Raw genomic sequence first — 24,838 nt, forward strand, 5'->3', positions numbered from 1 at the left:
TTAAGTTTTTTGTAGTTTGAACAGCCTGAGCTTTAACATCTGGGGGAGCACTGAAAACACAATCATCATAAACATCAATAGGTATTGCCAGTCTTGATATTGTTCGTTTATGAGTAAAACAGCGCATACGATTCCCGCAATTGGGTTAGCTATCGTTCCGAATGAAAACTCAGCTACAGTCATGCGTCCTAATAACCAAACATACAGAATATAAGCGATGGCAGTATTGGGCACGATTAACCAAAATAATGCCGAATATTGCAGCGCTGAGATAGGCTCAAATACCACTTGGTATTGCTCTGGGTGAAGTAAACTGCCATCAATAAACGCAGCCAATAATAAAATAGTGCCGCCAATGATTAACTGCCAGGTAAGCACAACCCACCAATGAATATGCACCGACAAACTCTGTACTAAGGTGCTACCAATCACAATAGTCAGTAAGGCCCCAAATAAAGCAGCCACTCCCAATACATTTAATGACACGTGTGCTGGGTCAAACAACAACCATGCCAATACCACCAGCGCCATAGCACAGAATGCTTGAATTTTTGCAGGGCGCTGCCCTTTAGTAAGCCAAACATATAACAAAGCCACAACCGGCACAGACACCATCCCTACCCCAGCTATAGCTGCAGGAAGGTTTACTGCCATGATAAAAATAAAGGCAAAAAACAACGCGATATTCTCAGCACCTAGCGTTAACAAACTTGGCCACTGCGAACGGGTTGGCAAACTAGGTTTAAGTAATAAAAGTAACAACCCTGCAGGTAGTGCACGCAATGCGCCTAATAAAAGTGGCGGCCAATCAGGTGTGGCATATTTGGTCACGGCATAGGTGGTGCCCCATAAAAAGGCGGGGATCATGGCAAATAAAATATTCAATGTCTGTCCTTGTTAATACGAAGAGATGACAAGGTAAAACCTCAAGTAAAGTTGAGGTCAATAGCTGTATCGAGTTAAAAACAAAAAAGGTTGCCTCGTTGGCAACCTTTTTTAATGAGTTATCTTTCGATGGATACTTAGGCTTTACGCCACGTTGTTTTACCAGCAGAATCTTCGAGTACCACACCAAGTGCATTCAATGCATCGCGGGCTTCATCAGCTGCCGCCCAATCTTTGTTTGCGCGGGCTTCATTACGTTTTGCTATTAACGCTTCGATGTGTGCTACTTCATCATCAGCTTGGCCACCTTGTAAAAAGGCTTCTGGATCTTGTTGTGCTACCCCTAATACCTCTGCAACACTGCGTAGTACATAAGCGAGCTTACCAGCTTGCTCTGCATCACTGTCTTTAACACGGTTTAGCTCTTTTGCTAGTTCAAATAACACGGGTAGTGCTTCTGGTGTGTTGAAGTCATCATCCATCGCTTTTCTGAATTTAGCCACATATTCATTGCTAGCTAAATCGCATTCGATTGGCGTTACCCCGCGCAGTGCAGTGTAAATACGTTCAAGTGACGAACGTGCTTGCTCAAGGTTTTCTTGCGAATAGTTAAGCTGGCTACGGTAATGACCTGATATTAAGAAATAACGAACTGATTCAGCATCGTACTCTTTTAATACGTCACGTACGGTAAAGAAGTTGTTTAATGACTTAGACATCTTCTCTTTATTAACCTGTACCATCCCTGTGTGGATCCACGTATTCACGTACTTGCCGTTATTTGCACAGCATGACTGAGCAATTTCGTTTTCATGGTGCGGGAACTGTAAATCTGAACCACCACCGTGAATATCAAAATGTTCGCCTAAGTGCTTAGAGCTCATTGCTGAACATTCGATATGCCAACCAGGACGACCCTCACCCCATGGTGAAGACCATGACGGCTCTTCTGGCTTGGCTTTTTTCCAAAGCACGAAATCAAGTGGATCTTGCTTATCTTGTGCAACTTCAACACGTGAACCAGCCTGTAGCATGGTTAAGTCTTGTTGTGATAAAGCACCATATTGCTCAAAAGTTGATACGTCAAACAATACATCACCATCTGCAGCAACATACGCATGGCCTTTGGCAATTAGACGCTCAACCATCGCGATGATTTCATCCATATGGTTTGTTACTGTAGGCTCAACATCTGGACGCAGCATATTTAAGCTGTCGAAATCTTCATGCATGGCTTTAGTCATACGAGTCGTTAAGTCATTAATTGACTCACCATTTTCGTTAGCACGCTTAATGATTTTGTCATCAACATCTGTGATGTTACGAACATATTTTAAATCGTAACCGATGTGGCGTAGGTAACGCACAATCACGTCAAAACCAACGAAAGTACGAGCATGACCGATGTGACAGTAATCATAAATGGTGATACCACACACGTACATGTCGATTTTGCCATCAACAAGGGGTTTAAACTGCTCTTTTTGTCGCGTAAGTGTGTTGTAAATTTGTACCATTTATAAAATGTCCTTAACGGTGTTTTGAGATTCTCTATGGTAACACTTGCAAAGCCGCTGCTCTAGCGCTTTATCAATTGAATAAGCAGTTTGTTAATCGTTTTAAACAAGCTCTTTGTTAATCAAACACAACTACTATAAAATAGCCCCATTATTAAACCTGATATAGGAAACCTCATGGTTGTACTACACACAAACTTTGGTGACATCACTATCAAGATGCACGAAAGCGATGCACCAAACACAGTTAAAAACTTCTTAGAGTATGCCAGCGCTGGCTTTTACAACGGTACTATCTTCCACCGTGTAATCGATGGTTTTATGGTACAAGGCGGTGGTTTTGAGCCGGGTATGGTTCAAAAAGAAGTAAACAACCCTATCGAAAATGAAGCAAACAACGGCCTTGCAAATAAAGTGGGCACATTAGCAATGGCACGTACGCCGGATCCACATTCAGCGACTGCGCAGTTCTTCATTAACGTTAACGACAATGACTTCTTAAACTTCAGCAGTGAAACATCACAAGGCTGGGGCTACTGCGTGTTCGCAGAAGTTGTTGAAGGTATGGACGTGGTAAACAAAATCAAAGGTGTTGCTACTGGCAGCGCTGGTTTCCACCAAGACGTACCTCTTGAAGATGTCATCATCGAAAAAGTAACGGTTAGCTAATTTAATCGTTTAGTCTTTTTAAGCGGGCCTGTTGCCCGCTTTTTTGCGAGTAACCATGAAACAAAGTTATTTTATTGCCGACCTCCATTTAACAGAAAACCGCCCAGACATCACCGCGGCATTTTTTGATTTTCTTGATAACAAGATTATTAATGATGACGTTGATGCGCTGTATATTTTGGGTGATTTTTTTGAAGTATGGGTCGGTGATGACTATCAAACTGACCTTTCAAAGAGTGTTGCCGCACGTTTAAGCCAAGTCAGTGAAAGTGGTACTGAGGTGTTTTTTATCCATGGTAATCGCGATTTCATTATGCGAGAAGACTATGCAAAAAGCGCGAGTATGACGTTATTGCCTGAGCAAGTTGTTATTGATTTATACGGTACTCCAACCGTTATCTTGCACGGTGATGAAATGTGCACTCAAGATATTGAATACCAAAAGTTTCGTAAAAAAAGCCGTGGTTGGTGGTGGCCAAAACTAATGCTTGCTATGCCGCTTTGGTATCGTAAGAAAATTGCCCGCAACGCCCGCGAAAAATCAAAACAAAGCCAAGCTGGCAAAGCATTAGAGATTTTAGATGTGACCGAAGATGCGGTTTTAGCCATGTTTGAAAAGCATCAGGTTGCTAATATGATCCACGGTCATACCCACCGCCCCAATGTGCATCACTATAATATAAATGGTAAAACGCTAACCCGCACTGTACTGGGTGACTGGTATGAACAAGGTTCATACTTAAGAGCTACTCCTGAAAAACAAAAACTAGTCCATACGCCCTTTAAATAAGCGTATTTTTAACTATGCTGTAAACAGTAATGTTAAATACCTTCTCTGTTTATGAACCGATTAAGCCTTTTCTGTTGCTGTTTACTGTTCAGCTTTTCAGTCCACTGCCAAACTTGGCAATTGGTCACTGAACCATTCCCACCCTATTTTATTGGTGAACAACACAAGCCTGGCTGGCTTCATGAAGTGATCATCGCAGCACTGAAAACACAAAATCAAAAAGCCTCTATCGAATATACTCAATGGGCTCGAGCATTAAAACTGGCAAAACGACATAGACGTGTGGCAGTACTCGGAGCTTATTATACTGAGTTAAGAACGCGAAGCTTTATTTATTCACAACCTCTTGCGACAGCTCACACAGTACTTTTTAAACGCGCAGGCAGCGAGATAACTTTTACTGGCTCACTATATTCACTAAAACCCTATACGATTAGTAAAGGAGAAGACTATGCAGTTAGCCCAGAGTTTGAACAACACCCAGAGCTTACTGTAACAACCACTGATAGCTTAATTGATAGCTTATTACTACTAAAACATGGCCGCGTTGATTTAGTTGCAGGCACAAAAGAGGTCGCTTTGTATTGGCTCAGCAACAGCGAGCGGTTACAACAAGCAAAGCAAGTAGAAGTTGAACATATTACCCCGACTTTAGCTACGCAAAATTTACACGTGATCAGCGACAAACATCATCCCCAAGCAAAGCAATTTCAACGTAGCTTACATTTAGGTCTAAAAGCGATTGTGGCTTCAGGTGAACTAGAAGAGATTCTCCAAAGCTATGAGTTTACTGACGAGCAAACTCGTCAATTAACTCAATTATTAAGCAGAAACCTGCGCTAGTTGCGGTAATAAGAATTCAAATTTTAAGGAACTGAGCTTACTTGTGATACATAGGTACTCAAAAAAGCTTACCTAAGCTGGCACACCACTATGAAATTTAAAGTCTTCGTCAGGAGTTGATATAAGCTCAGCTTCAAGCTGACCAAAAAATTCCACACGCTCCGTGATATCAAACTCACTGATTTCTTGTGCAAGAGATAAATAGTCTTGGTAATGACGCGCTTCAGAGCGCAGTAGTGAAATATAAAAGTCACCTAAGCGCTTATCAACATGCGGGGCTAATTTAGCAAAACGCTCGCATGAGCGGGCTTCGATGTAAGCACCGATAATTAATTTATCTACCAAAGCATCAGGCTCGTAAGTTTTTACATGGCGCAGCATTCCTTTGGCATAACGACATGGGGTAATGCTTTTATATTCAATGCCGTATTCATCCATGATCTCAAGCACTTGATAAAAGTGATGAAGCTCTTCTTTTATAAGCATCACCATTTTATCGATAAGGTCTTGCCCGTAAGGTGAATTCGATTTTGGGATCATTGATTTAGTCAGCTTGTTTTTATCTGCAAGCTCTCGCCAATCACCTTCACGCTTATAAACAAGCGTTTCAAAGGGTTTTAACCACTCAAGCAACGCATCACTACTTTCTTTATCAACTGCATACTTACGAATTAAAAACATCGCAGACTGAGCTGCTTTTAATTCACAAATTAGGTGATCAATTAAAACCACATCTAAGTTTTCTTTTTTGGTTGCCGCAGCAATCCACTCATCAGGCGTTTCGCACTTTAAAAAAGAATGAATGGGCGCTAATAAATCAGAATAAGGCACTGAATAACTTCTCATCAAAAATCTTAATTCGATTTTATCACATAAATTAGCCCGCATTCCATGACCCACATCAGTGCAAAGTAATTTTCTATATGCACTAAAGAGTTACATTTAATCGGCTATATCGATTATTTCAGCTTCTTGACAAGATTTAATTACTGAACCATAACTTAATCAAAGCTGTACAAAAATAAAGCAGCTCATATTCCTTTTTTACAGGGGCAATAATTATGATTCTAAACCACTTATGGGGCTTATACGCTCACCCACTCGAAGAATGGCAGACAATTGATAACCGTCACGAAAGCTTGCGCTATAGCTTATCGCACATTTTATTAATTGCTTGTATCCCTTCACTCATGGGCTACTATTCATCAGTTTATTTGGGCTGGAGTATTGGCGCAGGTGAAGCAGTATATCTAACCCATGATAGTGCATTACTTATCGCGGTTGCGATGTACTTTGCACTAATTGCGGGCGTGTTTGCACTTGCATACTTAGCTCATTGGATGGCAGTGACCTTTGGTGCAAAACCCACCTTTACACAAACCCTAGAACTTGCTGCGTATACAGCCACGCCAGTATTTATGTCTTCATTTGCGGCATTCTTACCTGAGCTATGGTTTGTGGTGTGTGTAGGTCTTGTAGCACTGGCCTACTCAGTTTACTTGCTCTATACAGGAGTGCCAATTTTAATGCATATTCCTGAAGAGCGAGGTTTTATCTATGCCAGTTCAGTAGTCACGTGCGGGCTGATTTTATTGGTAATTATTTTAGCTGCGACAGCTATTTTATGGACTAACGGAATTGTCCACCCTATGTTTACTTGAGTTCATTGTTGTTTTCCTTTCTTTCCATAAACAAAAAAGGAGCTGTAAAGCTCCTTTTTTATACCAATCAAATCAAGGCTGATTAATCAGCACTGTTCTCTTCTTGATTGTGCAACTCTAAACTCGCTGACATGGCGTTTTCACGGGTTGATTTCGCTGAATCATTACGTAAACGGTCAATGTGGTTTAGGTAATCTTGGTCGATATCACCGGTGATGTATTGACCATCGAATACTGATGTTTCAAAACGGGTGATTTCTGGGTTTTCTTGGCTTACTGCTGAGATTAAGTCATCTAGCGATTGATAGATAAGACCATCTGCACCAATGCTGGCGTTGATATCTTCAACTTCACGGCCATGAGCAATTAGCTCAGCTGCCGATGGCATGTCGATACCATATACGTTCGGGAAGCGAATCTCTGGCGCTGCTGATGCGAAGTAAACGTTCTTCGCACCTGACTCTCGGGCCATTTCAACGATTTGCGCTGACGTTGTACCACGAACAATTGAGTCATCAACAAGTAATACGTTTTTACCTTTGAACTCACGGTCAATGGCATTCAGTTTTTGACGAACTGACTTCTTACGCATTTCTTGACCTGGCATGATAAACGTACGGCCAATGTAGCGGTTTTTAACAAAACCTTGGCGGTATGGCAGGTTAAGAGCTGATGCAATCTCTAGTGCTACGTCACATGATGTTTCTGGGATTGGAATAACCACGTCGATGTCTTTGTCAGCCCATTCACGTGCGATTTTCTCACCTAACTTAGTACCCATGTTTACACGTGTTGCATAAACAGACATACGGTCAATTGTTGAATCTGGGCGCGCAAAGTAAACAAACTCAAAGATACACGGCGAGTAAGTTGCTTTTTCAGCACACGCTTGCGAGAAAAGTTGACCATCTTCAGTTACGTAAATTGCTTCACCTGGTGCAACGTCACGAACAAACTCAAAACCATCTGTTTTTAAAGCAACGCTTTCTGATGCAAACATGTACTCAGTACCATTTGCAGTTTCACGCTTACCAAATACTAATGGGCGAATACCGTTCGGATCACGAAACGCAACAATACCGTGACCGATGATCATTGCAATCGTTGCATAACCACCGGTTACTTTATTATTCACTTCAGTAATCGCAGTGAAGATATCTTCAGCATCAAGTTTTAGCTTATTAGATTTGCTTAACTCATGCGCCACGATGTTAAGTAAAATTTCAGAGTCAGATGTTGTATTAACATGACGGCGAGCTTCTGAAAATAATTGCTGCTTTAATGCTTCTGCGTTTGTTAAGTTACCATTGTGCGCAAGTGCGATACCAAATGGCGAGTTAACATAGAAAGGTTGCGCTTCAGACGAGCTAGAAGAACCAGCTGTCGGGTAGCGAACATGGCCAATACCAATTGTACCTTGCAGACGTTTCATATGACGTGTATGAAATACATCTTTTACAAGGCCATTGGCTTTACGTAAGCTAAACGTGTTGTTTTCAATGGTAATGATGCCAGCTGCATCTTGACCGCGGTGTTGCAAAACAGTTAAGCCGTCATATAACGCCTGATTAACAGGAGAAGTTCCGACTATGCCAACGATACCACACATTAAATTTATCCTCGCCGATTAACGGTTTACAGAATTTAAAAAGCTCGAGTTGTTTTCGAGGTACGAGAAGAACCACTCAACAACAAAGCCAAATTCTGGAATCAAAATAGAGTTGCCCCACCAATGCGTATTAGGTGCACCGGTAAAAGCATCAAGAAAGAAGAGTAACGCGCTTACGACCAACACGCCACGAAGAGCACCAAACACTATGCCGAAAACACGGTCTGTGCCAGATAAACCAGTACGTTGTACAAGTTCACCTAAAATATAGTTTAGTAACCCACCCAACAGGAGTGTCGCAAAGAATAATATGGCTATTGCGGCTGCATTTCTTAAAAGGGGTTCTGAAATACTTGTTAGGAAGGATGCTAAATATTGGTAAAACAAACTAGAGATGATAAATGCGCCAGCCCATACAGCTAATGACATTGCTTCTTTTACAAAGCCACGTATTAAGCCGATGATAGTGGATAGTGCAATAATGCCAAGTATGGCGTAATCAACCCAGATCATAAGAACCAACTAGTCGTTAATTTGGGGCGCATTCTATAAGAGGTATACTCAAAATGCCAGATCATTTTGTAATTTCAAACTGAGTAACTTTGCCGTTTAACTTGGTTAACTGCTTTAACTCAGGAAGCTTACTTTCTAACTCTTTCTTGCTAAGTGAAGGACCTACAAAGACTTTTGTCAGTGTGCCGTTCGGGGTTTTGATTGGACGCGTAAAGGTTTTGAAACCATTCGCTTTTAATTTTTCTTGCAGTGATTTCACATTAGGTGCGTGAGAAAAACTACCCAGTTGAATAACATAAGCCATTTGTGTGAGGTTTTCTTCTGGCTTACGGGTTGGTTCAGGGGCTTTAGCGACTGGCTTGGCAGGCTCTTGCACTGCAACTTTTGGCTCAGCTTTGTTAATTACCGGCTCATCGATAGAAGCTTCAACCATTTGCGGCGCAGTATCAATTTGCTGGGTTTCATTTGCGACAAGATCAGCGTCGTTTGCTTGCGTATCTTCAACCGGAATTTGCGAAGGTTGCTCAGCAGAGGCGACTTTATTATCAATCACCTCTTGCAAGTCTATCGTAGTGAACTCAGGGCGTTCAGGAATAGCTTTAAAGCCTTCTTTATAATGAACCTTCTCACCATCCAAAATGTTTGGAATGAAGACAATAGCCGCCACAACCACAATCGTGGTGCCTACTAAGCGATTAATAAACCCTGCGTTCACCGATTTCCTCTCTATTTTTTAAAGTAATTGATGGCTGCAGCCACAGTTATAAACGAACCGAACACAATCACTAACGTGTTTTCATCAACATTTGGTAATAACGTATCTAGCGCAGTTTCAACACTCTCATAGTGCGTACTAGGCGCTGTTGATGTGGTTTCGGCTAGTGCTTTAGCAAGATTCTCAACTTTATCGCCGCGAAAACAATCTAAACTTGCTAACGACCACTGGTCAACAACATTTGCCACGGCTGACATAGCAGCCACCTTATCTTTATCTGCAAGCATAGCGACTAATGCATGAATTTTAAACCCTTGATCTTTATACACGCTTAATTTGCGTGCCAAATATCGAGCTGACTCAGGGTTATGCGCAACATCGGTAAAAATAAGCGGCTGCTCACTTAACTGCTGAAAGCGCCCTTCTACAGTCAGATTCGCTAAGCAATCACGCACTTGTTGCTCGCTTGGTAGTAGCTCAAGCTTTGCAAGTAAGGTCAACGCGGTTGCTGCATTTTGACAAGGGATAGCAGGCTTAGCTAAGCGCCAATCTTTACCTTGGTACTGCCAGTTAAAGCCTTCACTGTCTTCTGTGAATATGAAGTCACGGCCTGATAACACCATATCAGCGTTAATTTCATTACCATAATCAGTCACTGTATGCGGAATCGCTAAATCGCCAACAATAGCTGGTGTGTTGGTACGGAAAATACCGGCTTTATCGTAACCAACAAGTTCTCGAGTATCACCTAGGTATTCTTTATGGTCTAAATCTATGGTGGTGATCACACAAGCATGTGGATTCACGATATTAGTCGCATCAAAACGGCCACCCAGCCCCACTTCTAGCAGCACATAATCAACGGCGTGACGTTTGAAAATAGCCAGTGCACCTAGGGTACCGTACTCAAAATAAGTAAGCTGCGTGTCACCACGGCCTTTTTCAAGCATATCGAATGCATCAACATGGAATTGATCGTCAAGCTCATGGCCGTTAATACGTACGCGCTCGTTGTAACGAATAAGATGCGGCGAAGCATAAGTACCGACACTGTAGCCCTGTGCAAGTAATAAGCTTTCTAGGCAACGGGCTGTGGTCCCTTTACCGTTGGTACCTGCAATGAGGATTATTTTGCTTGATGTATCGAGTAAGCCGACTTGGTTTGCCACGCGTTCTACGCGTTCTAAACCCATTTCGATATTAGCAGGATGGACACTTTCTAAATAACAAAGCCAATCATCAAGGCTTGATGATTGGCTAGGAAGGATTTCTGTCATAGCGTTTAATCAGTTAAGCTGAAATTTACGCTACTCTATGCTCTTGTTCAGTAGAAGGCAAGTTCATAAATTTCGCTAAGATACGTGCAAGGGTGTCACGCATTTCACGACGGTCAACAATCATGTCGATTGCACCATGCTCTAGCAAGAATTCACTGCGTTGGAAACCTTCAGGAAGCGTTTCACGTACTGTTTGCTCAATTACGCGAGGACCCGCAAAACCGATAAGCGCTTTAGGTTCAGCAACGTTTACATCACCAAGCATTGCCAGTGATGCAGATACACCACCCATTGTTGGATCAGTTAATACTGAAATAAACGGTAAGCCTTTTTCGCTCATTTTTGCAAGTGCAGCACTTGTTTTAGCCATTTGCATTAATGACATAAGAGCTTCTTGCATACGTGCGCCGCCTGATGCAGAGAAACAAATAAGTGGCATGTCGTGCTCTAAACATTGATCTACAGCTTCAACAAAACGAGCACCTACTACTGACGCCATTGAACCACCCATAAACGAGAACTCAAAAGCAACAGCAGCAACAGGAATGCCTTTTAGGCGGCCTTTCATTGCTACAAGTGCGTCTTTCTCACCGCTTACTTTTTGTGCTTGGGTAATACGGTCAGAGTATTTTTTAGAATCTTTAAACTTTAATACGTCTTTTGGTTCGTGCTCTGCACCAATTTCTTGGCGGTCAGCATCATCTAAAAAGTTTTCAAGACGTTTACGGCCACTTAAACGCATGTGGTGATCACACTTAGGACACACGTTGAGTGCTTTTTCTAATTCTGCTTTATATAAAATTGAATCACAGTCTGTACACTTAGCCCAAACCCCTTCAGGGATTTCTTTACGACCTGACGATTTAGTCGTTTTAGGTAAGATTTTTTCTAACCAACTCATTTGCAACTCTCTTAATGCTGTTCTGTGTCGCAGTCTGTTTAATTGGAAACACTCGCTTGTGTTTCTGATAACAAATAAACAGACAGATTTTTTCAATTAAAACATGAATTACCCGCTGACGATATAAAAAACTGGTCTTAGTAGTAGTCTACTAAAGTCTAACCGTCTGAATCAGGTAAAAACAAAGGCCCTAATGGTGTTTTAGGAATGCCAAAATGTTCAGGGTAATCCACGTCAACTAAGTAAAGGCCAGCGGCTTTTGCTGTTGCACTTGCCTTAGCGCGCTCTTTTAAATCAAGTAATTCTTTTAACCACACAGGTTCATGCTTATGTAAACCTATGTCCATCAAACACCCGGTGATGTTTCGTACCATGTGATGTAAAAACGCATTGGCTTTGATATCAATGATCACATAATCACCTTGGCGTTTTACCGATAAATGGTGAATAGTACGATTTGCTGTATTTGCTTGGCAGTGTAGTGCTCTAAACGAAGTAAAGTCATGCTCACCTATTAAATACTGACAGGCTTCTTGCATTTTAGTTTCGTCTAATGGGTGATGAAAATGGGTCACCCCTTCACTCATGATAGCGCCGCGATAGGTGTAATTATAAATCACATAGCGATAACGACGCGCTGTGGCACTAAAACGAGCGTGAAAGTCTTCGCTTACAGGCTTGGCAAAGCGAATAGCAATATCCTTTGGCAGTAAGGTATTCATACCCATCGTAAACGCGACCATTTCACGCTCAGCGTGAGTATCAAAATGGATCACCTGCCCAGTGCCATGTACACCCGCATCGGTGCGGCCTGCACAAACAATTTCGACTGGATGATTACAAATACGCGACAACGCCGTTTCTACTTCTTGTTGTACGCTATTGACGTGTGATTGACGTTGCCAACCACTGTAACGCGCGCCGTTGTACTCTACTCCAAGTGCTACTCGCATAATGCTCTATTTACCTACTGTACTAAATGACGGGGCATTTTATGCGATCTACGAGCGCAATAAAAGCCACTGTCGTAGATCACATTGTTCTGGTTACTCAGATATCACACCAACTCGCTTAACTATTGTTGCGAGCTAGTATTAATCTTCTTCGATGTTATCGAGGCCCTTGGTGCCATCTTTAGCACGAAGCTTGTGGTGGATGGCTGATTTGATCAGCATATAGCCGCTAATAGGTGCGGTGATCAGTAAGAAAATTGAAATCAAAATTTCTTTCACACTGATGCCATCGTGGGTGTAGCTAAAATACACCATGGCAGCAATTAGCAGTGATGCCATGCCAAGCGTTGTTGCTTTAGTTGGACCATGCAAACGCATAAAAAAGTCAGGCATTTTCACAAGTCCGATTGAACCTATAAGAATAAAGCAACCACCAATTAATAATAAGATTGATACAATCCATTCACTCATCATTTGCTACCTTATTCAATAATATCGCCACGCAGCAGGTATTTACATACCGCTACAGTGCTCACAAAGCCAAGCATGGCGATTAATAATGCGGCTTCAAAATATAAATCGGTGCCCATGCTCATGCCATAAAGAATAATTAAAGCAATGGTATTTATGAACATAGTATCTAAAGCCAATATACGATCAGGTACCGACGGCCCAACAATTAAACGCCATAGGTTTAACAATAAAGATATGGCTATCATTGCAAAAACAATTAGAAAAACGGTATCTAGCATCGAAAAATCTCCTTAAGCGGTGCTTCGTAGCGCTGCTTAATAGTATTAATTAACGCTTGTTCATCAGCTAAGTCGAGTACATGGATCAATAAGTAGCGCTGCTGAATTTCTTCGCCCTCTTCGAGTGATTCAGGAATAGGATAAACCTCTGCGCTCACAGTACCTGGTGTTAAAGATACTGTGCTTGCCAATATAGTGATTGGCATTTCATGACTTAAATCCAATGGTACTTTGATAAAACCTGGGCGTAACTTTTTCGTTGGCCCAAGGATCAACAGAGCAACTTGTAAGTTAGCAGTGACAATATCGTACAGCACTAACAATAAGTGCCTAAACGCAAGGCCCGGCCTTACAATAAGCGGCTGTGGATCACGAAATGGGAATGTGATCCACGGAATAGTAATAGCAAAAAATGCAGCTAAAAACAGGTGTCCTGGCGACACACTGTTATTTAACAACAGCCATACAATGAATAATAAAACACTGCGAAATGGTGTTGGCAACCAACGAAAGCGAGCTTCTAAACGCATTATTGGCCTCCTTGTAATACAGCGTTGATGCTAGTGTTGATATCAAACAACTGCTCTGATGTTGCTAACATATAGTCTGAAATCGGTCCTGCAAATACAACCATTAATGGTGAACACGCAAGTAATGCAACTACAGCTATCACTTTAACAGGGTGTGCTTTAGTGCCTTCAATTGCTTCACTATCTTTATGGGTGTGATCCCAAAATAAGCTGGTACCGGCTCGTGAAACCGCCACTAATAACGCTAAACTTGAAACTAGATATATTGGCCAAAACAACATGGCTTTTTCGCTATCTAGCGTGCTCTTTAAAATCCATACTTTGCCGACAAAGCCAGATAACGGTGGCATACCAACAACAGCAAGCGCAGCCACTACAAAACAAGTACCAAGTAAATATGGCTGTGCAACGGCTCGCCCTGCGACTAATCGGTCGGCAACTTTACCGCGCTGTTGAGCAATTAAATCAGCAATTAAGAATAGTGCTGCGCAAATAATGGTTGAATGCACTAAGTAGTAAAGTAATGCCGCGGTTGCAGCAACATTTTGAATCGCAACCAATGCCACTAAAGTACCGACAGATACAACCACCAGATTCGCAATAAGCTTTCTAAAATCTTGACTCGCTAATACACCAATACCACCCATTACTATGGTCGCTAGTGCTAAGCCCCATAACCAAGGCTGTGCCATATGAGCAAGCTCACCAGCATTATCACCAAATATTACGGTATACACGCGCAGCATGGCATACACACCGACTTTGGTCATAATCGCGAATAATGCAGCAACTAATGGCATTGCACTGGCGTAGGTATTCGGTAGCCATAAATGTAACGGTAATAACGCGCCTTTTAACGCAAATACCACGATTAACAGCAAGCCACCTATTTTAGCAAGGTAAACATCGTCACCCGTCAGCTGTGGTACTTTTTGCGCTAAATCAGCAATGTTCAATGTGCCTAGCACACCATAAAGTACACCCAGCGCAATCAAAAATACGCTTGAACCAATCAGGTTTAAAATGACGTATTGCAGTGCAGCTCGGGTGCTATGTTTATTGCCGGCATGCATCAATAATGAATACGAAGCAATCAACAGCACTTCAAAAAATACGAACAGGTTAAATACATCGCCCGTTAAAAAGGCGCCATTTACACCTAACACTAAAAAGTGCACTAACGGATGAAAAAAGCTCCCTTTTTTATCATCGCCTGCACAGCTATAAAGCACCACAACTGCACCAAGGAAACTGGTAAGTAGCACCAATAGCGTTGCTAGTCTATCGGCAACCAGCACGATACCAAATGGTGCAGACCAATCACCGATTGCGTAAACAAGCGGTGCGGTATTATTAACGTGGAATAATAAATAAGCACTGACCAAGAGTGTGACAATCGACAAAATAACCGACGAAACACGGCGGATATGTAAGTTTTTTCCACATGGCGGCATGAGTAAAATAACGCCTGCCAACATCGGAATTAAAATCGGTAAAGAAGCTAAATGCTGAATCATTTTTGCTCCTTCGATGATTTAACAAGATGGCCATCAACATGGTCATTACCCAAGTCAGCACGGCCACGAATCGCTAAAATAACCACAAAAGCGGTCATCGCAAAGCCAATTACAATGGCGGTTAAAACCAGTGCTTGAGGGAGTGGATCGGCATACTCACTACCTGTACCAAGTACAGCGGCTTTGTTAATAGTTAAGCGACCTGAAGAGAATAAAAACAGGTTAACTGCATACGACAACATAGTAAGGCCTAGTACCACTGGGAAGGTACGAGCCCGCAATATTAAGTAAATTCCGCATGCAACCAGCACGCCGACGCATGATGCGTACAATACTTCCATTAAATATTTACCTCTTGCTTGGGTGTATCAGCAGTTAATTTACCTAAACTTGCTAAAATCATCAGCGTTGCACCTACAACAGTTAAATACACACCTAAATCAAATACGATAGCACTAGCAAGTTCTGTCTTGCCGACTAGCGGAATATCAAAATAATCAAACCAGGTTGTTAGGAATGGACGTTCAAAGAACCAACTTCCAATACCTGTAAATAATGCAATAGCAATACCTGACGCAATAATCTTACGATAATTCACGTCAAATCTGTCTGCAATCCAGTGCGAACCATTTGCCATATATTGCAAAATAAATGCAATCGCGGTAACCAGTCCTGCAATAAAGCCCCCACCTGGTAAGTTATGACCACGTAAGAAAATATACGCAGACACAAGTAATGCAAGTGGTAACAAACTTTGTGAAATGCTCGACAGTAGAATTGGATAACGCTCTCTTGCCCATGGGCGCCCTTCACTATCACTTGCTGGCATAAACAGCGGCAAGTTAATAAGAAGCTTATAAATACCTAACGCAGCAATACCCAATACGGTAATCTCACCTAGGGTATCAAAACCCCTAAAGTCAACGAGGATAACGTTTACAACGTTAGTACCACCACCGCCAGTTTTTGCATTAGCAACAAAGAAGTCAGAAATTGACTCAAGTGGTCTTGTCAGCAGTGCATAACAAATACTCGCCACGACCACACCAATTGCCGATGAAATACCTAAATCACGCAGAATACGCAGTGAGCTTGACTCTTTCGGAGTACGCTGTGGTAAAAAGAACAGTGCAAGCATCAGTAGCATTACGGTAACAACTTCAACCGTTAACTGAGTCAGCGCTAAATCTGGCGCAGAAAATCGAGTAAATGCAACAGACACCATCAGGCCTACGATTGAAATCATAATCAAAGATATCATTCGTGAGCGGTGCCAAATAACCGTTGCCAGCGCACCTATTATTAGTAAGCCGGCACCAATAGCATTATGGAAATCGATTGGCGTTAACTCACTTGCTCCTGCTAACTGGCGCATTTCAAATAAAGGCCAGCCCGCACACATAAGCACCACAGCAATCATCACAAAGGCATAACGCTGTAACGAGCCATTTTCGATTCGTTTAACCTTTTCTTGTGACCACTTAATTAAGCTATATAAACCACGCTCAAAGCCTTTCTTGGCATTCAAAGTTGGCAATGAAGCTTGGAAGTGGAACAGGTGCTTACGCTGCACATAAATCATCACGCCCACGCTTGTAGCAATAAAGCTCATTAACAGTGGTAAATTAAAGCCATGCCATACTGATAGCTTATAATCTGGGGCTGCATCGCCAAGCACTGCATAAGACGCCGAAGCTAAAATATCACTTACTGCAAAGTGCGGGAACATACCGACGAGTAAACATAGCACAACCAAAATTTCGATTGGTACACGCATATAGCGTGGTGGCTCATGGGGCTGTTTTGGCAAATCGATTGGGTCGCCGTTAAAAAACACGTCGTGAATAAAGCGTGCTGAATACGCGACAGAGAGTGCACCAGCAATCGTTGCTAACACTGGAATTAACCAAGACATAGAGCCAAGCACTTGCTGATGCAGTGTTTCGGCAAAGAACATCTCTTTCGATAAGAAACCATTTAACAGTGGCACGCCCGCCATGGCTGCCGCTGCTACCATAGCTAGTGTGGCGGTATACGGCATAAATCGCCACATACCATTTAGTTTACGCATATCACGGGTGCCAGTTTCATGGTCAATGATACCCGTTGCCATAAATAACGACGCTTTAAAGGTTGCGTGGTTAATGATGTGGAAGATAGCAGCCACTGTAGCAAGCTCAGTGTCTAAACCAAGCAGTAAGGTAATTAAACCTAAATGGCTGATTGTTGAATAAGCCAGCAAGCCTTTTAAATCATGCTTAAATAACGCGATATAAGCGCCAACCAATAAAGTCGCCAGACCCGTCATTGCCACTAAGATAAACCAAGTATCTGTGCCTGAAAGCGCAGGATAAAAACGCGCTAATAAAAAGATACCTGCTTTAACCATGGTTGCAGAGTGTAGGTAGGCACTGACTGGTGTCGGTGCCGCCATCGCATGTGGTAACCAAAAATGAAATGGAAATTGTGCAGATTTAGTAAATGCACCTAAAAGCACTAATACCAGCGCAGCTTCATAAAGTGCATGAGATTGAATAAGTGCTTTGCTTGCTAAGATAACATCAAGATTATAGCTACCAACAATATCACCAATCAGTAATAAACCTGCTAGTAACGCAAGACCACCGGCACCGGTAATAGCAAGTGCCATGCGTGCGCCTTTGCGAGCTTCTGACTTATGCCACCAATAGCTAATCAATAAGAACGAGCTAATACTGGTGAGCTCCCAGAAAAACCACAGCTGGATCACATTATTCGACATCACGATGCCGACCATTGCGGTCATAAATAGCATTAAATAGCAGTATAGCTTTGGCATTGAGTCGCTACTACTCAAGTAATAACGCGCATAAAAAATCACCAGGGTACCGATACCCAAGATCATATATAGAAAGAGTAACGTTAAACCATCAAGTCGAAACGAGACTTGCATGTTTAAAAGAGGGATCCACTCAGCAGTGTAGCGAATTGTTTCGCCAGAAAAGACTGCAGGGGTATACGAAAATACAATTCCAAGGGCAATCAAAGGCGCTAACATGGTCAAAGCAGTGCTTTGGTTACGTGTTAGTTTTGAAGTGCAGGATGAAATAACACTGCCGATTAAGGATAACAGGGGTATCCAGAGCAAAGTCATAATTAGGAGCCTTTTAGTGTCATAAGAATATCAATACCGCTCTAGTTTTAATTAGTTGCGTACTGTTCATTTGGATGGTTAAAAGTTGGCTTAAAAAAAGCTTACAATGCGTATAGTTATACTGATCAGGTGCTATTTTGTCTATAGGAGACACACCTATTCGCACAACATTTAACCACTTTGCATACTAAAATAGCAATAAATAGACGATTAGTCAGAAAATTTATGCTCTTTGGAAGCTGTTGTAAACACTGGCTTTAAGCCTAAAAAGGCAAAATATTCAGAAAACCGAATCGGCTTTGTTAAGGGCTGGTTAATTTGTTTTTGCCAAAGCTCTCGGTATTGCTCAGACAGGCTCATAGTTTGGTATTGCATTATTGACCAATTAGGGCTTGGTTTATAGGCTTTTTTGTTGCTACAAGCGATACTTTTTTGCCACCCTTTTGGCGGAGAAACCTCATTTGCAATAAATAGATTTGGCGCAACTAGCCCCTGTTGATTACACAGCCACTGTTGTTTTTGCTCTGCTAAAACATATTCATCTTCAAAACCATTAAAATGCATTAGCTCATGTAGAAATACCGCGTAGGATTGCGATGAATTAATATGCATAATCCCGCCAAGCACATTAGCAGCCCCTTGCTTTGACATCATCACAATAAAGTCAAAACCTTCAGGCCATGAATACTCAGCCGCATTTTGCCAGTTACATTCAAGCGCCCCATCGTTGCCATCACAGCTAAACTTATCGGCAACATAAACAACCTCAGTAAAACAAAAGCTGCCTTTTGCAGGCTCAGGCGCTTTACTGTATTGCTGCTTATACTGCTTTAAAGTATCAATGCCTTTGTAATGATCTGTCATCATTAAAACATTAAATTGGCACTGACTGCTTGCCTGTACACTTGATGTTGATAAGGCTAATTGCTGTTGCTGCGCATAAGCTGGGTCAATTTGAGCTGGCGGCATTTGTTGCTGCAACAGCCAAGCTTGCTTGGCATCTCCGTCAGGTAACTTGCCAGCTTTACCTAGGTAACTTATATCGAGCCACTGGTTTGCTCTAACTAGCTGCTCCGCTAAGGTTTGTTGCTGCGCTGAAGTGAATTTAGCAAAGTAAGGCTGCCACCATAATTTTGCTGCGTTGTAATCTAGTTGCTGCAAAAATCTGAGCGCAAGCTGATACGCAGCATTACTATCATTTAGCTTTGCTAACTGGCGAAGCTGTGAGTTTCGCAGCACTAAATGCTGCAAATTAATGGCGCTGGGCGCCAAGTGATAGATAGCCGTTGCTTGTGAAGGAGTGGTATTTGCATAAAAAGCGTAAGCGGGAATAAAACGAGACACTGAGCTTGAAACAAAACCCAAGCTCAGCAATAGAATAACAGTAAAAAAAACCTTAGCTTGCGTTTTCACCAGCCATTAACTCAAGCTCTAAGCGGGCATATTTGTATTCAACAAACTCATGCACATTGGTGGCAAGTGCAAGTCTAAAGTAATCGGCAGCAAGGTAGTTATCACCCGCCGCTTGATGCATCTTCGCTAGGTAGAAATAAGCTTCGCATAAGCGGTGCGCATACTCTTGCTCTGAAGTCACCCCTTCAATAATGCCAGATAAAAACTCAAACTCACTAATGTCACCTAAATAAAGTGCCAACAGTTGGTAACCCCATTGAGACTCATCAACACCCTGCGAGTTAGCTTTTAAATCAACTAAGGCCTGCGCTTTATCAGCTTCTGATTGAGCTAAATAAAGCCATAGCACTCGATAAGGGTCGCTTGGTGAACGATTTAAAAACTGCTGTAAATCATCTTGTGCGAGTGATGGACGATCACCATAGTAAAGGGCAATACCACGATTTAAATAGGCATACTCATGCTGCTCGTTAAGCTCAAGTGCCGAATCAAAAAACTCATAAGCTTGTTCATACTGCTGCATTAGTGTGTGATGAATGCCTAAGAAGTTATACACCTCTGCTAGGTCTGGTTTAAGCTTAATCGCACGGTTAAAGTCAATACGCGCCAAGGTCGACATACCTAAGCTGTCAAATAATACACCGCGATCGTAATAAAGTTTGGCTTGTTGCTCGGCACTTAAATCAGCACGATTTAGTAGTTCAGAATAGCGAGCAATCGTAATTTCGTTACGAAAATCAGGCGCTAATGGTGCGGTAAAAGGCACATTAACAATAGGGACTGACTCAGGTTGTGAAGTTGTTTGACATGCACTTAAAGAAAAAATAGCCACAGCGGTCAATGCTAAGTGTTTAAAAATCATTAAATTCCTTAATACCTGAATTCTCTGTAGACAAAAGCGAAGCGGATAGGTTTCATTAAAGCATAAAAAAAGGGGCTAAACAGCCCCTTTTTCTTATATCCAGCAAATAACTGGTTATTCAATCATCATTAAGCGTCTTTAGACTCTTCTGCTTTTTCTTCAGCAGCTGGTTCCATTGCTTCTTTGATGCTTAGACGTACACGACCTTGGCGATCTACTTCAAGAACTTTAACTTTAACTTCTTGGCCTTCGCTTAGGTGGTCAGTTACGTTGTTAACACGCTCTGTGCTGATTTGTGAAATGTGCACTAGACCGTCTTTACCCGGAAGGATATTAACGAACGCACCAAAATCAACGATACGTACAACTTTACCAGTGTAGATAGTACCTACTTCTAGCTCAGCAGTTAATTGCTCGATACGCTTGATTGCATCGTTTGCGCTGATGCCATCAGTTGCAGCGATCTTGATTGTACCGTCATCTTCGATTTCAATCGTTGTGCCAGTTTCTTCAGTAAGTTGACGGATAGTTGCGCCACCTTTACCGATAACTTCAGCAATTTTCTTCGCAGGGATTTGCATTGTGTAGATGCGAGGTGCGAATTGAGATAACTCTTCAGAAGGTGCTGCAATCGCTTCGTCCATAACACCTAAGATGTGTAGACGTGCTGCTTTCGCTTGTTTAAGAGCGATTTGCATGATTTCTTTAGTGATACCTTCGATCTTGATATCCATTTGTAGTGCAGTGATACCGTTTGAAGTACCCGCTACTTTAAAGTCCATGTCACCTAAGTGATCTTCATCACCTAAGATATCTGAAAGAACAACGAAATCGTCGCCTTCTTTAACTAGACCCATCGCGATACCAGCAACAGATGCTTTGATTGGTACACCTGCGTTCATAAGTGCTAGTGACGTACCACATACTGATGCCATAGACGATGAACCGTTTGATTCAGTGATTTCTGAAACAACACGGATTGAGTATGGGAAGTCAGTAAGTGTAGGTAGTACCGCAGCAATACCACGCTTAGCTAGGTTACCGTGACCAATTTCACGACGCTTAGGAGAGCCTACAAAACCTGTTTCACCTACGCAGAACGGAGGGAAGTTGTAGTGAAGCATGAAGTGATGCTTGTTAGTACCTGTTAAGTCGTCGATTAACTGTGAATCACGCTCAGTACCAAGCGTTGCAGTTACAAGTGCTTGCGTCTCACCACGCGTGAAGATTGCAGAACCGTGAGTACGAGGTAAAACACCCGTCATTACGTCTAGTGCACGAACCATATCTGGTTCACGACCATCGATACGTTTTTCACCAGCGATGATACGGCCACGAACGATTTCTTTTTCTAAAGAACCGAATAGTTTGCCAACTTCTTGCGTATCTAGCTCTTCGCCTTCAGCAAGTTCAGCTGTTAATGTAGCAACCACTTCTTCTTTCGCTGCACCTAGTGCTTCTTTACGCGCTACTTTGTCAGTGATGCGGTATGCTTCACCTACTTTATCAGCAGCAATTGCAGAGATTTTCTCAGCAAGTGTTACGTTTTTCTCTGGTGCAGTCCAATCCCAAGCAGGCTTACCAGCTTCAGCTTTGAACTCGTTGATTGCGTTGATGATAGCTTGAGATTGCTCATGACCATAAACAACCGCACCTAACATTACGTCTTCAGATAGTGTTTCAGCTTCTGATTCAACCATAAGTACTGCGTTATCAGTACCAGCAACTACTAGGTCTAATTGGCTTTCTTCAAGCTCAGCGAGTGTTGGGTTAAGTACGTATTCACCGTTGATGAAACCAACACGTGATGCACCGATAGGACCATTGAATGGAATACCAGAGATAGCAAGTGCTGCTGAAGTACCAATCATAGCAACCATGTCAGGTTGGATTTCTGGGTTAACAGAAACAACTGTCGCGATTACTTGTACTTCGTTTACGAAGCCGTCTGGGAAAAGTGGACGGATTGGACGGTCGATTAGACGAGCGATAAGTGTTTCGCCATCGTTAGGACGACCTTCACGCTTAAGGAAACCACCAGGGATACGACCCGCAGCGTACATACGCTCTTGGTAGTTAACTGTTAGTGGGAAGAAGTCTTGACCTGGTTGTGCATCACGCTTACCAACAACAGTAACTAATACTGAAGTGTCGCCAATGCTTGCTAGTACTGCGCCGTCAGCTTGACGAGCGATAGCACCTGTTTCTAGGGTCACAGTGTGTTGACCTAGTTGAAATTCTTTAATAATTGCTTGCACTTAAAAATATCCTTTAAATGTAAAAGCAACTCAGAGCTGTGCTCCGAATTGGTAAAAAATAGTCCATCAAAGTACCAATTACAGTACTTAATTGTGCTTATGAAAACACGATTAAGTACTACAATTGGCAATGATGTTTTTTGATATCTAAGCAGTATCCACTACCTAGGTGTGCGCTAGTATACCTTTCATGCGCGCACAAAAAAAGGGGCTAAATAGCCCCTTTTCTCGTAATCTAGTTCTTAGCGACGTAGGCCAAGCTCTTGGATTAACGCAGTGTAACGTGCAATGTCTTTACCTTTAAGGTAGTCAAGCAGTTTACGGCGTTGGCTTACTTTGCGAAGAAGACCACGACGTGAGTGGAAGTCGTGCTTGTGGCTAGCAAAGTGACCTTGAAGCTTGTTGATATCGAAAGTTAGAAGTGCAACTTGTACTTCAGGTGAACCAGTGTCGCCTTCAGCGCGTGCAAATTTAGCGATGATTTCAACTTTTTCTTGATTGCTTAGTGACATAGTAACTCCAAAAATTAATTTAAATTGTGTTTTAGCCGATCACTAATTCAGCCAAAACGATTGAGCGGGGCGTATTCTACCCAGCTTTGCTCATAACTACAAGGTAATCTTTACTCAGGCAGTTGATTTGATAAGCCGCGCTTTGATTTTAAGTGGCCGTCTTTATGACGCTCACCAGTACCAATGAACACCCCATCAGCCATTACCTTTACCACACCATCTGGTACAGGCTTACCAATCACCACTGTTTGACCATGACTAAATGCCACTCCCTGCTCTTGAGTGATCTCAATCACAGGTAAATCAACCAAAGCAGTATCCATTGGCAGTAATAGCTCATCGAGGTAGCTTGAAGGCGCAACATCGTCTGCTTTTGCCTGCTGTAGCTTTTCTTCAAGTTGCTCAAGAGTAACCATTTTTTCACTTGGATAGTGGCCAACAGCACTACGATGTAACATGATGACATGCGCACCACAGCCAAGTTTTTCACCTAAGTCGTCAACAATAGTACGAATATAAGTGCCTTTAGAGACGTGTGCCGTCATTTGTACTTCGTTATTAGCTTCATCAAACTCATCAAGCGTTAAACTAAATACATTAATTTTTCGACACTTACGCGGCACTTCAATACCTTCGCGGGCATATTTATACAAAGGCTGACCTTGGTATTTAAGCGCAGAGTACATCGAAGGGTATTGATCCGACTCACCTAAGAAACTGGCAATTTGCTCAGCTAATTGTTCACGGGTGACCGATACGTCACGCGTTTCAACCACTTCACCATCTGAATCAGAGGTCGTGGTTCGCTCACCAAGTTTGGCGCGTACAACATAGGTTTTGTCAGTATCAAGCAAGAACTGGGTAAACTTTGTCGCTTCACCAAAACAAATAGGCAGCATACCCGTCGCGAGCGGATCAAGCGCACCGGTGTGGCCTGCTTTTTGTGCAAAGTAAATTCCCTTTGCTTGCTGCAATGCTTTGTTTGATGAAATACCTTGCGGCTTATTAAGTAATAAGATGCCGTCAATAGCACGACCTTTACTGCGTCTAGCCATTAGTCTTTAGTGCCTTCTTCGCTGTCATCTTCGTCTACATGCTTGGCATTGTCTTCACGAATAACTGAGTCAACCAAGTTTGAAATACGCATACCTTCCATAAGCGAGTTATCGATCACAAAACGTAACTCAGGCATGATGCGCGCACGAATACGTTTACCTAATAAAGAACGAATATAACCCGTTGCTTCATTTAAGATTTTAGCGCTTTGCTTGGCTTTATCTTCATCATCAGTATTAAACACTGTGATAAATACTTTTGCGTAAGATAAGTCGCGAGATACCTCAACCGCAGACACTGTCACCATGCCTAAGCGTGGATCTTTGATTTCGCGTTGAAGAATAACAGCAATCTCTTTTTGAATTTGCTGTGCAACACGATCAGTGCGAGAAAATTCTCTCATTTCATTTCACTCTAAAATAATAACTTATTGATGTTAAAGAATAAGTTAATTTAATTACGAATACACAAA

The 24,838-nt window shown here is 42.2% G+C and carries 25 protein-coding genes; 4 read left to right on the forward strand and 21 right to left on the reverse strand.

Annotated elements, in window-relative coordinates:
• Both JIG37_RS08835 and cysS read right to left on the reverse strand, forming a co-directional pair.
• On the reverse strand, window positions 1–885 hold the full coding sequence (locus JIG37_RS08835; protein ID WP_199529205.1) for an EamA family transporter: 885 nt from the start codon (window positions 883–885) through the stop codon (window positions 1–3).
• Window positions 886–1,022: 137 nt separating this feature from the next.
• Window positions 1,023–2,402, reverse strand: a complete 1,380-nt coding sequence (cysS, locus tag JIG37_RS08840; protein ID WP_054553153.1) for a cysteine--tRNA ligase — start codon at window positions 2,400–2,402, stop codon at window positions 1,023–1,025.
• Window positions 2,403–2,579: 177 nt separating this feature from the next.
• On the opposite strand from cysS, the gene JIG37_RS08845 reads away from it, so the two are divergent.
• From JIG37_RS08845 to JIG37_RS08855, 3 genes are all read left to right on the forward strand, one after another.
• Window positions 2,580–3,071: a peptidylprolyl isomerase gene (locus JIG37_RS08845; protein WP_054553154.1), complete on the forward strand. Its 492-nt coding sequence runs from the start codon at window positions 2,580–2,582 to the stop codon at window positions 3,069–3,071.
• Window positions 3,072–3,126: 55 nt separating this feature from the next.
• Entirely contained in the window at window positions 3,127–3,861 is a 735-nt protein-coding gene (locus JIG37_RS08850) for a UDP-2,3-diacylglucosamine diphosphatase (RefSeq protein ID WP_054553155.1), read from the forward strand.
• 120 nt (window positions 3,862–3,981) lie between these two features.
• Entirely contained in the window at window positions 3,982–4,704 is a 723-nt protein-coding gene (locus tag JIG37_RS08855; protein ID WP_199529206.1) for a transporter substrate-binding domain-containing protein, read from the forward strand.
• A gap of 72 nt (window positions 4,705–4,776) precedes the next feature.
• Here the strand turns inward: JIG37_RS08855 and miaE are convergent, their stop codons facing one another.
• Window positions 4,777–5,535 carry a tRNA isopentenyl-2-thiomethyl-A-37 hydroxylase MiaE gene (gene miaE, locus JIG37_RS08860; RefSeq protein WP_054553320.1) on the reverse strand — a complete coding sequence of 253 codons (759 nt, stop codon included), beginning with the start codon at window positions 5,533–5,535 and terminating at the stop codon, window positions 4,777–4,779.
• Between the two features lie 230 nt (window positions 5,536–5,765).
• On the opposite strand from miaE, the gene JIG37_RS08865 reads away from it, so the two are divergent.
• On the forward strand, window positions 5,766–6,365 hold the full coding sequence (locus JIG37_RS08865; protein WP_054553157.1) for a Yip1 family protein: 600 nt from the start codon (window positions 5,766–5,768) through the stop codon (window positions 6,363–6,365).
• Window positions 6,366–6,447: 82 nt separating this feature from the next.
• Here the strand turns inward: JIG37_RS08865 and purF are convergent, their stop codons facing one another.
• The 18 genes from purF to rbfA form a co-directional block, all read right to left on the reverse strand.
• The gene (gene purF / locus JIG37_RS08870; protein ID WP_054553158.1) at window positions 6,448–7,974 is read right to left on the reverse strand and encodes an amidophosphoribosyltransferase; all 1,527 of its coding nucleotides are present in this window, start codon (window positions 7,972–7,974) and stop codon (window positions 6,448–6,450) included.
• Between the two features lie 18 nt (window positions 7,975–7,992).
• Window positions 7,993–8,487 (reverse strand): CvpA family protein, encoded by a 495-nt coding sequence (locus tag JIG37_RS08875; protein WP_036969851.1) that lies wholly within the window; start codon window positions 8,485–8,487, stop codon window positions 7,993–7,995.
• Window positions 8,488–8,548: 61 nt separating this feature from the next.
• Entirely contained in the window at window positions 8,549–9,202 is a 654-nt protein-coding gene (locus tag JIG37_RS08880) for an SPOR domain-containing protein (protein ID WP_187490795.1), read from the reverse strand.
• 11 nt (window positions 9,203–9,213) lie between these two features.
• Window positions 9,214–10,479, reverse strand: coding sequence for a bifunctional tetrahydrofolate synthase/dihydrofolate synthase (gene folC, locus JIG37_RS08885; protein WP_199529207.1), 1,266 nt, complete (start codon window positions 10,477–10,479; stop codon window positions 9,214–9,216).
• A gap of 25 nt (window positions 10,480–10,504) precedes the next feature.
• On the reverse strand, window positions 10,505–11,380 hold the full coding sequence (accD, locus tag JIG37_RS08890) for an acetyl-CoA carboxylase, carboxyltransferase subunit beta (RefSeq protein ID WP_058586313.1): 876 nt from the start codon (window positions 11,378–11,380) through the stop codon (window positions 10,505–10,507).
• A 158-nt stretch (window positions 11,381–11,538) separates the two neighbouring features.
• Window positions 11,539–12,333, reverse strand: a complete 795-nt coding sequence (gene truA / locus JIG37_RS08895; protein WP_138619867.1) for a tRNA pseudouridine(38-40) synthase TruA — start codon at window positions 12,331–12,333, stop codon at window positions 11,539–11,541.
• A gap of 141 nt (window positions 12,334–12,474) precedes the next feature.
• Window positions 12,475–12,807: a Na+/H+ antiporter subunit G gene (locus JIG37_RS08900; RefSeq protein ID WP_054553163.1), complete on the reverse strand. Its 333-nt coding sequence runs from the start codon at window positions 12,805–12,807 to the stop codon at window positions 12,475–12,477.
• An 8-nt stretch (window positions 12,808–12,815) separates the two neighbouring features.
• Window positions 12,816–13,085: a K+/H+ antiporter subunit F gene (locus JIG37_RS08905; RefSeq protein WP_054553164.1), complete on the reverse strand. Its 270-nt coding sequence runs from the start codon at window positions 13,083–13,085 to the stop codon at window positions 12,816–12,818.
• On the reverse strand, window positions 13,079–13,615 hold the full coding sequence (locus JIG37_RS08910; RefSeq protein WP_054553165.1) for a Na+/H+ antiporter subunit E: 537 nt from the start codon (window positions 13,613–13,615) through the stop codon (window positions 13,079–13,081). The genes JIG37_RS08905 and JIG37_RS08910 overlap by 7 nt, the downstream gene beginning before the upstream one ends.
• Complete coding sequence (locus JIG37_RS08915; RefSeq protein ID WP_199529208.1) at window positions 13,615–15,132, reverse strand: monovalent cation/H+ antiporter subunit D; 1,518 nt, start codon at window positions 15,130–15,132, stop codon at window positions 13,615–13,617. The genes JIG37_RS08910 and JIG37_RS08915 overlap by 1 nt, the downstream gene beginning before the upstream one ends.
• Complete coding sequence (locus JIG37_RS08920) at window positions 15,129–15,473, reverse strand: Na+/H+ antiporter subunit C (protein WP_054553167.1); 345 nt, start codon at window positions 15,471–15,473, stop codon at window positions 15,129–15,131. Before JIG37_RS08920 ends, JIG37_RS08915 begins: the two co-directional genes overlap by 4 nt.
• Window positions 15,473–18,265 (reverse strand): monovalent cation/H+ antiporter subunit A, encoded by a 2,793-nt coding sequence (locus tag JIG37_RS08925; protein ID WP_199529209.1) that lies wholly within the window; start codon window positions 18,263–18,265, stop codon window positions 15,473–15,475. Before JIG37_RS08925 ends, JIG37_RS08920 begins: the two co-directional genes overlap by 1 nt.
• Before the next feature lie 210 nt (window positions 18,266–18,475).
• Entirely contained in the window at window positions 18,476–19,678 is a 1,203-nt protein-coding gene (locus JIG37_RS08930; protein WP_054553169.1) for a hypothetical protein, read from the reverse strand.
• Window positions 19,662–20,540 (reverse strand): lipoprotein NlpI, encoded by an 879-nt coding sequence (nlpI, locus tag JIG37_RS08935; RefSeq protein WP_054553170.1) that lies wholly within the window; start codon window positions 20,538–20,540, stop codon window positions 19,662–19,664. Before nlpI ends, JIG37_RS08930 begins: the two co-directional genes overlap by 17 nt.
• A 128-nt stretch (window positions 20,541–20,668) precedes the next feature.
• Window positions 20,669–22,798 carry a polyribonucleotide nucleotidyltransferase gene (gene pnp / locus JIG37_RS08940; protein WP_054562096.1) on the reverse strand — a complete coding sequence of 710 codons (2,130 nt, stop codon included), beginning with the start codon at window positions 22,796–22,798 and terminating at the stop codon, window positions 20,669–20,671.
• Window positions 22,799–23,040: 242 nt separating this feature from the next.
• Window positions 23,041–23,310 carry a 30S ribosomal protein S15 gene (gene rpsO, locus JIG37_RS08945; RefSeq protein ID WP_054553172.1) on the reverse strand — a complete coding sequence of 90 codons (270 nt, stop codon included), beginning with the start codon at window positions 23,308–23,310 and terminating at the stop codon, window positions 23,041–23,043.
• 110 nt (window positions 23,311–23,420) lie between these two features.
• Window positions 23,421–24,365 (reverse strand): tRNA pseudouridine(55) synthase TruB, encoded by a 945-nt coding sequence (truB, locus tag JIG37_RS08950; protein ID WP_054553173.1) that lies wholly within the window; start codon window positions 24,363–24,365, stop codon window positions 23,421–23,423.
• A complete protein-coding gene (gene rbfA, locus JIG37_RS08955; protein WP_054553174.1) occupies window positions 24,365–24,769 on the reverse strand; it encodes a 30S ribosome-binding factor RbfA in 405 nt (134 codons plus the stop codon). The genes truB and rbfA overlap by 1 nt, the downstream gene beginning before the upstream one ends.
• Between the last annotated feature and the right edge of the window lie 69 nt (window positions 24,770–24,838).

This window comes from Pseudoalteromonas sp. bablab_jr010 (assembly GCF_016464105.1).
Classification (GTDB): Bacteria; Pseudomonadota; Gammaproteobacteria; order Enterobacterales; family Alteromonadaceae; genus Pseudoalteromonas; species Pseudoalteromonas simplex.

Bases quoted from the DNA above. Each gene is read 5' to 3' on its own strand.
- cysS (WP_054553153.1), bottom strand. From the start codon at position 2,402: ATGGTACAAATTTACAACACACTTACGCGACAAAAAGAGCAGTTTAAA.
- JIG37_RS08845 (WP_054553154.1), top strand. From the start codon at position 2,580: ATGGTTGTACTACACACAAACTTTGGTGACATCACTATCAAGATGCAC.
- JIG37_RS08850 (WP_054553155.1), top strand. From the start codon at position 3,127: ATGAAACAAAGTTATTTTATTGCCGACCTCCATTTAACAGAAAACCGC.
- JIG37_RS08865 (WP_054553157.1), top strand. From the start codon at position 5,766: ATGATTCTAAACCACTTATGGGGCTTATACGCTCACCCACTCGAAGAA.
- purF (WP_054553158.1), bottom strand. From the start codon at position 7,974: ATGTGTGGTATCGTTGGCATAGTCGGAACTTCTCCTGTTAATCAGGCG.
- JIG37_RS08875 (WP_036969851.1), bottom strand. From the start codon at position 8,487: ATGATCTGGGTTGATTACGCCATACTTGGCATTATTGCACTATCCACT.
- folC (WP_199529207.1), bottom strand. From the start codon at position 10,479: ATGACAGAAATCCTTCCTAGCCAATCATCAAGCCTTGATGATTGGCTT.
- accD (WP_058586313.1), bottom strand. From the start codon at position 11,380: ATGAGTTGGTTAGAAAAAATCTTACCTAAAACGACTAAATCGTCAGGT.
- truA (WP_138619867.1), bottom strand. From the start codon at position 12,333: ATGCGAGTAGCACTTGGAGTAGAGTACAACGGCGCGCGTTACAGTGGT.
- JIG37_RS08900 (WP_054553163.1), bottom strand. From the start codon at position 12,807: ATGATGAGTGAATGGATTGTATCAATCTTATTATTAATTGGTGGTTGC.
- JIG37_RS08905 (WP_054553164.1), bottom strand. From the start codon at position 13,085: ATGCTAGATACCGTTTTTCTAATTGTTTTTGCAATGATAGCCATATCT.
- JIG37_RS08910 (WP_054553165.1), bottom strand. From the start codon at position 13,615: ATGCGTTTAGAAGCTCGCTTTCGTTGGTTGCCAACACCATTTCGCAGT.
- JIG37_RS08915 (WP_199529208.1), bottom strand. From the start codon at position 15,132: ATGATTCAGCATTTAGCTTCTTTACCGATTTTAATTCCGATGTTGGCA.
- JIG37_RS08920 (WP_054553167.1), bottom strand. From the start codon at position 15,473: ATGGAAGTATTGTACGCATCATGCGTCGGCGTGCTGGTTGCATGCGGA.
- JIG37_RS08925 (WP_199529209.1), bottom strand. From the start codon at position 18,265: ATGACTTTGCTCTGGATACCCCTGTTATCCTTAATCGGCAGTGTTATT.
- nlpI (WP_054553170.1), bottom strand. From the start codon at position 20,540: ATGATTTTTAAACACTTAGCATTGACCGCTGTGGCTATTTTTTCTTTA.
- rpsO (WP_054553172.1), bottom strand. From the start codon at position 23,310: ATGTCACTAAGCAATCAAGAAAAAGTTGAAATCATCGCTAAATTTGCA.
- truB (WP_054553173.1), bottom strand. From the start codon at position 24,365: ATGGCTAGACGCAGTAAAGGTCGTGCTATTGACGGCATCTTATTACTT.
- rbfA (WP_054553174.1), bottom strand. From the start codon at position 24,769: ATGAGAGAATTTTCTCGCACTGATCGTGTTGCACAGCAAATTCAAAAA.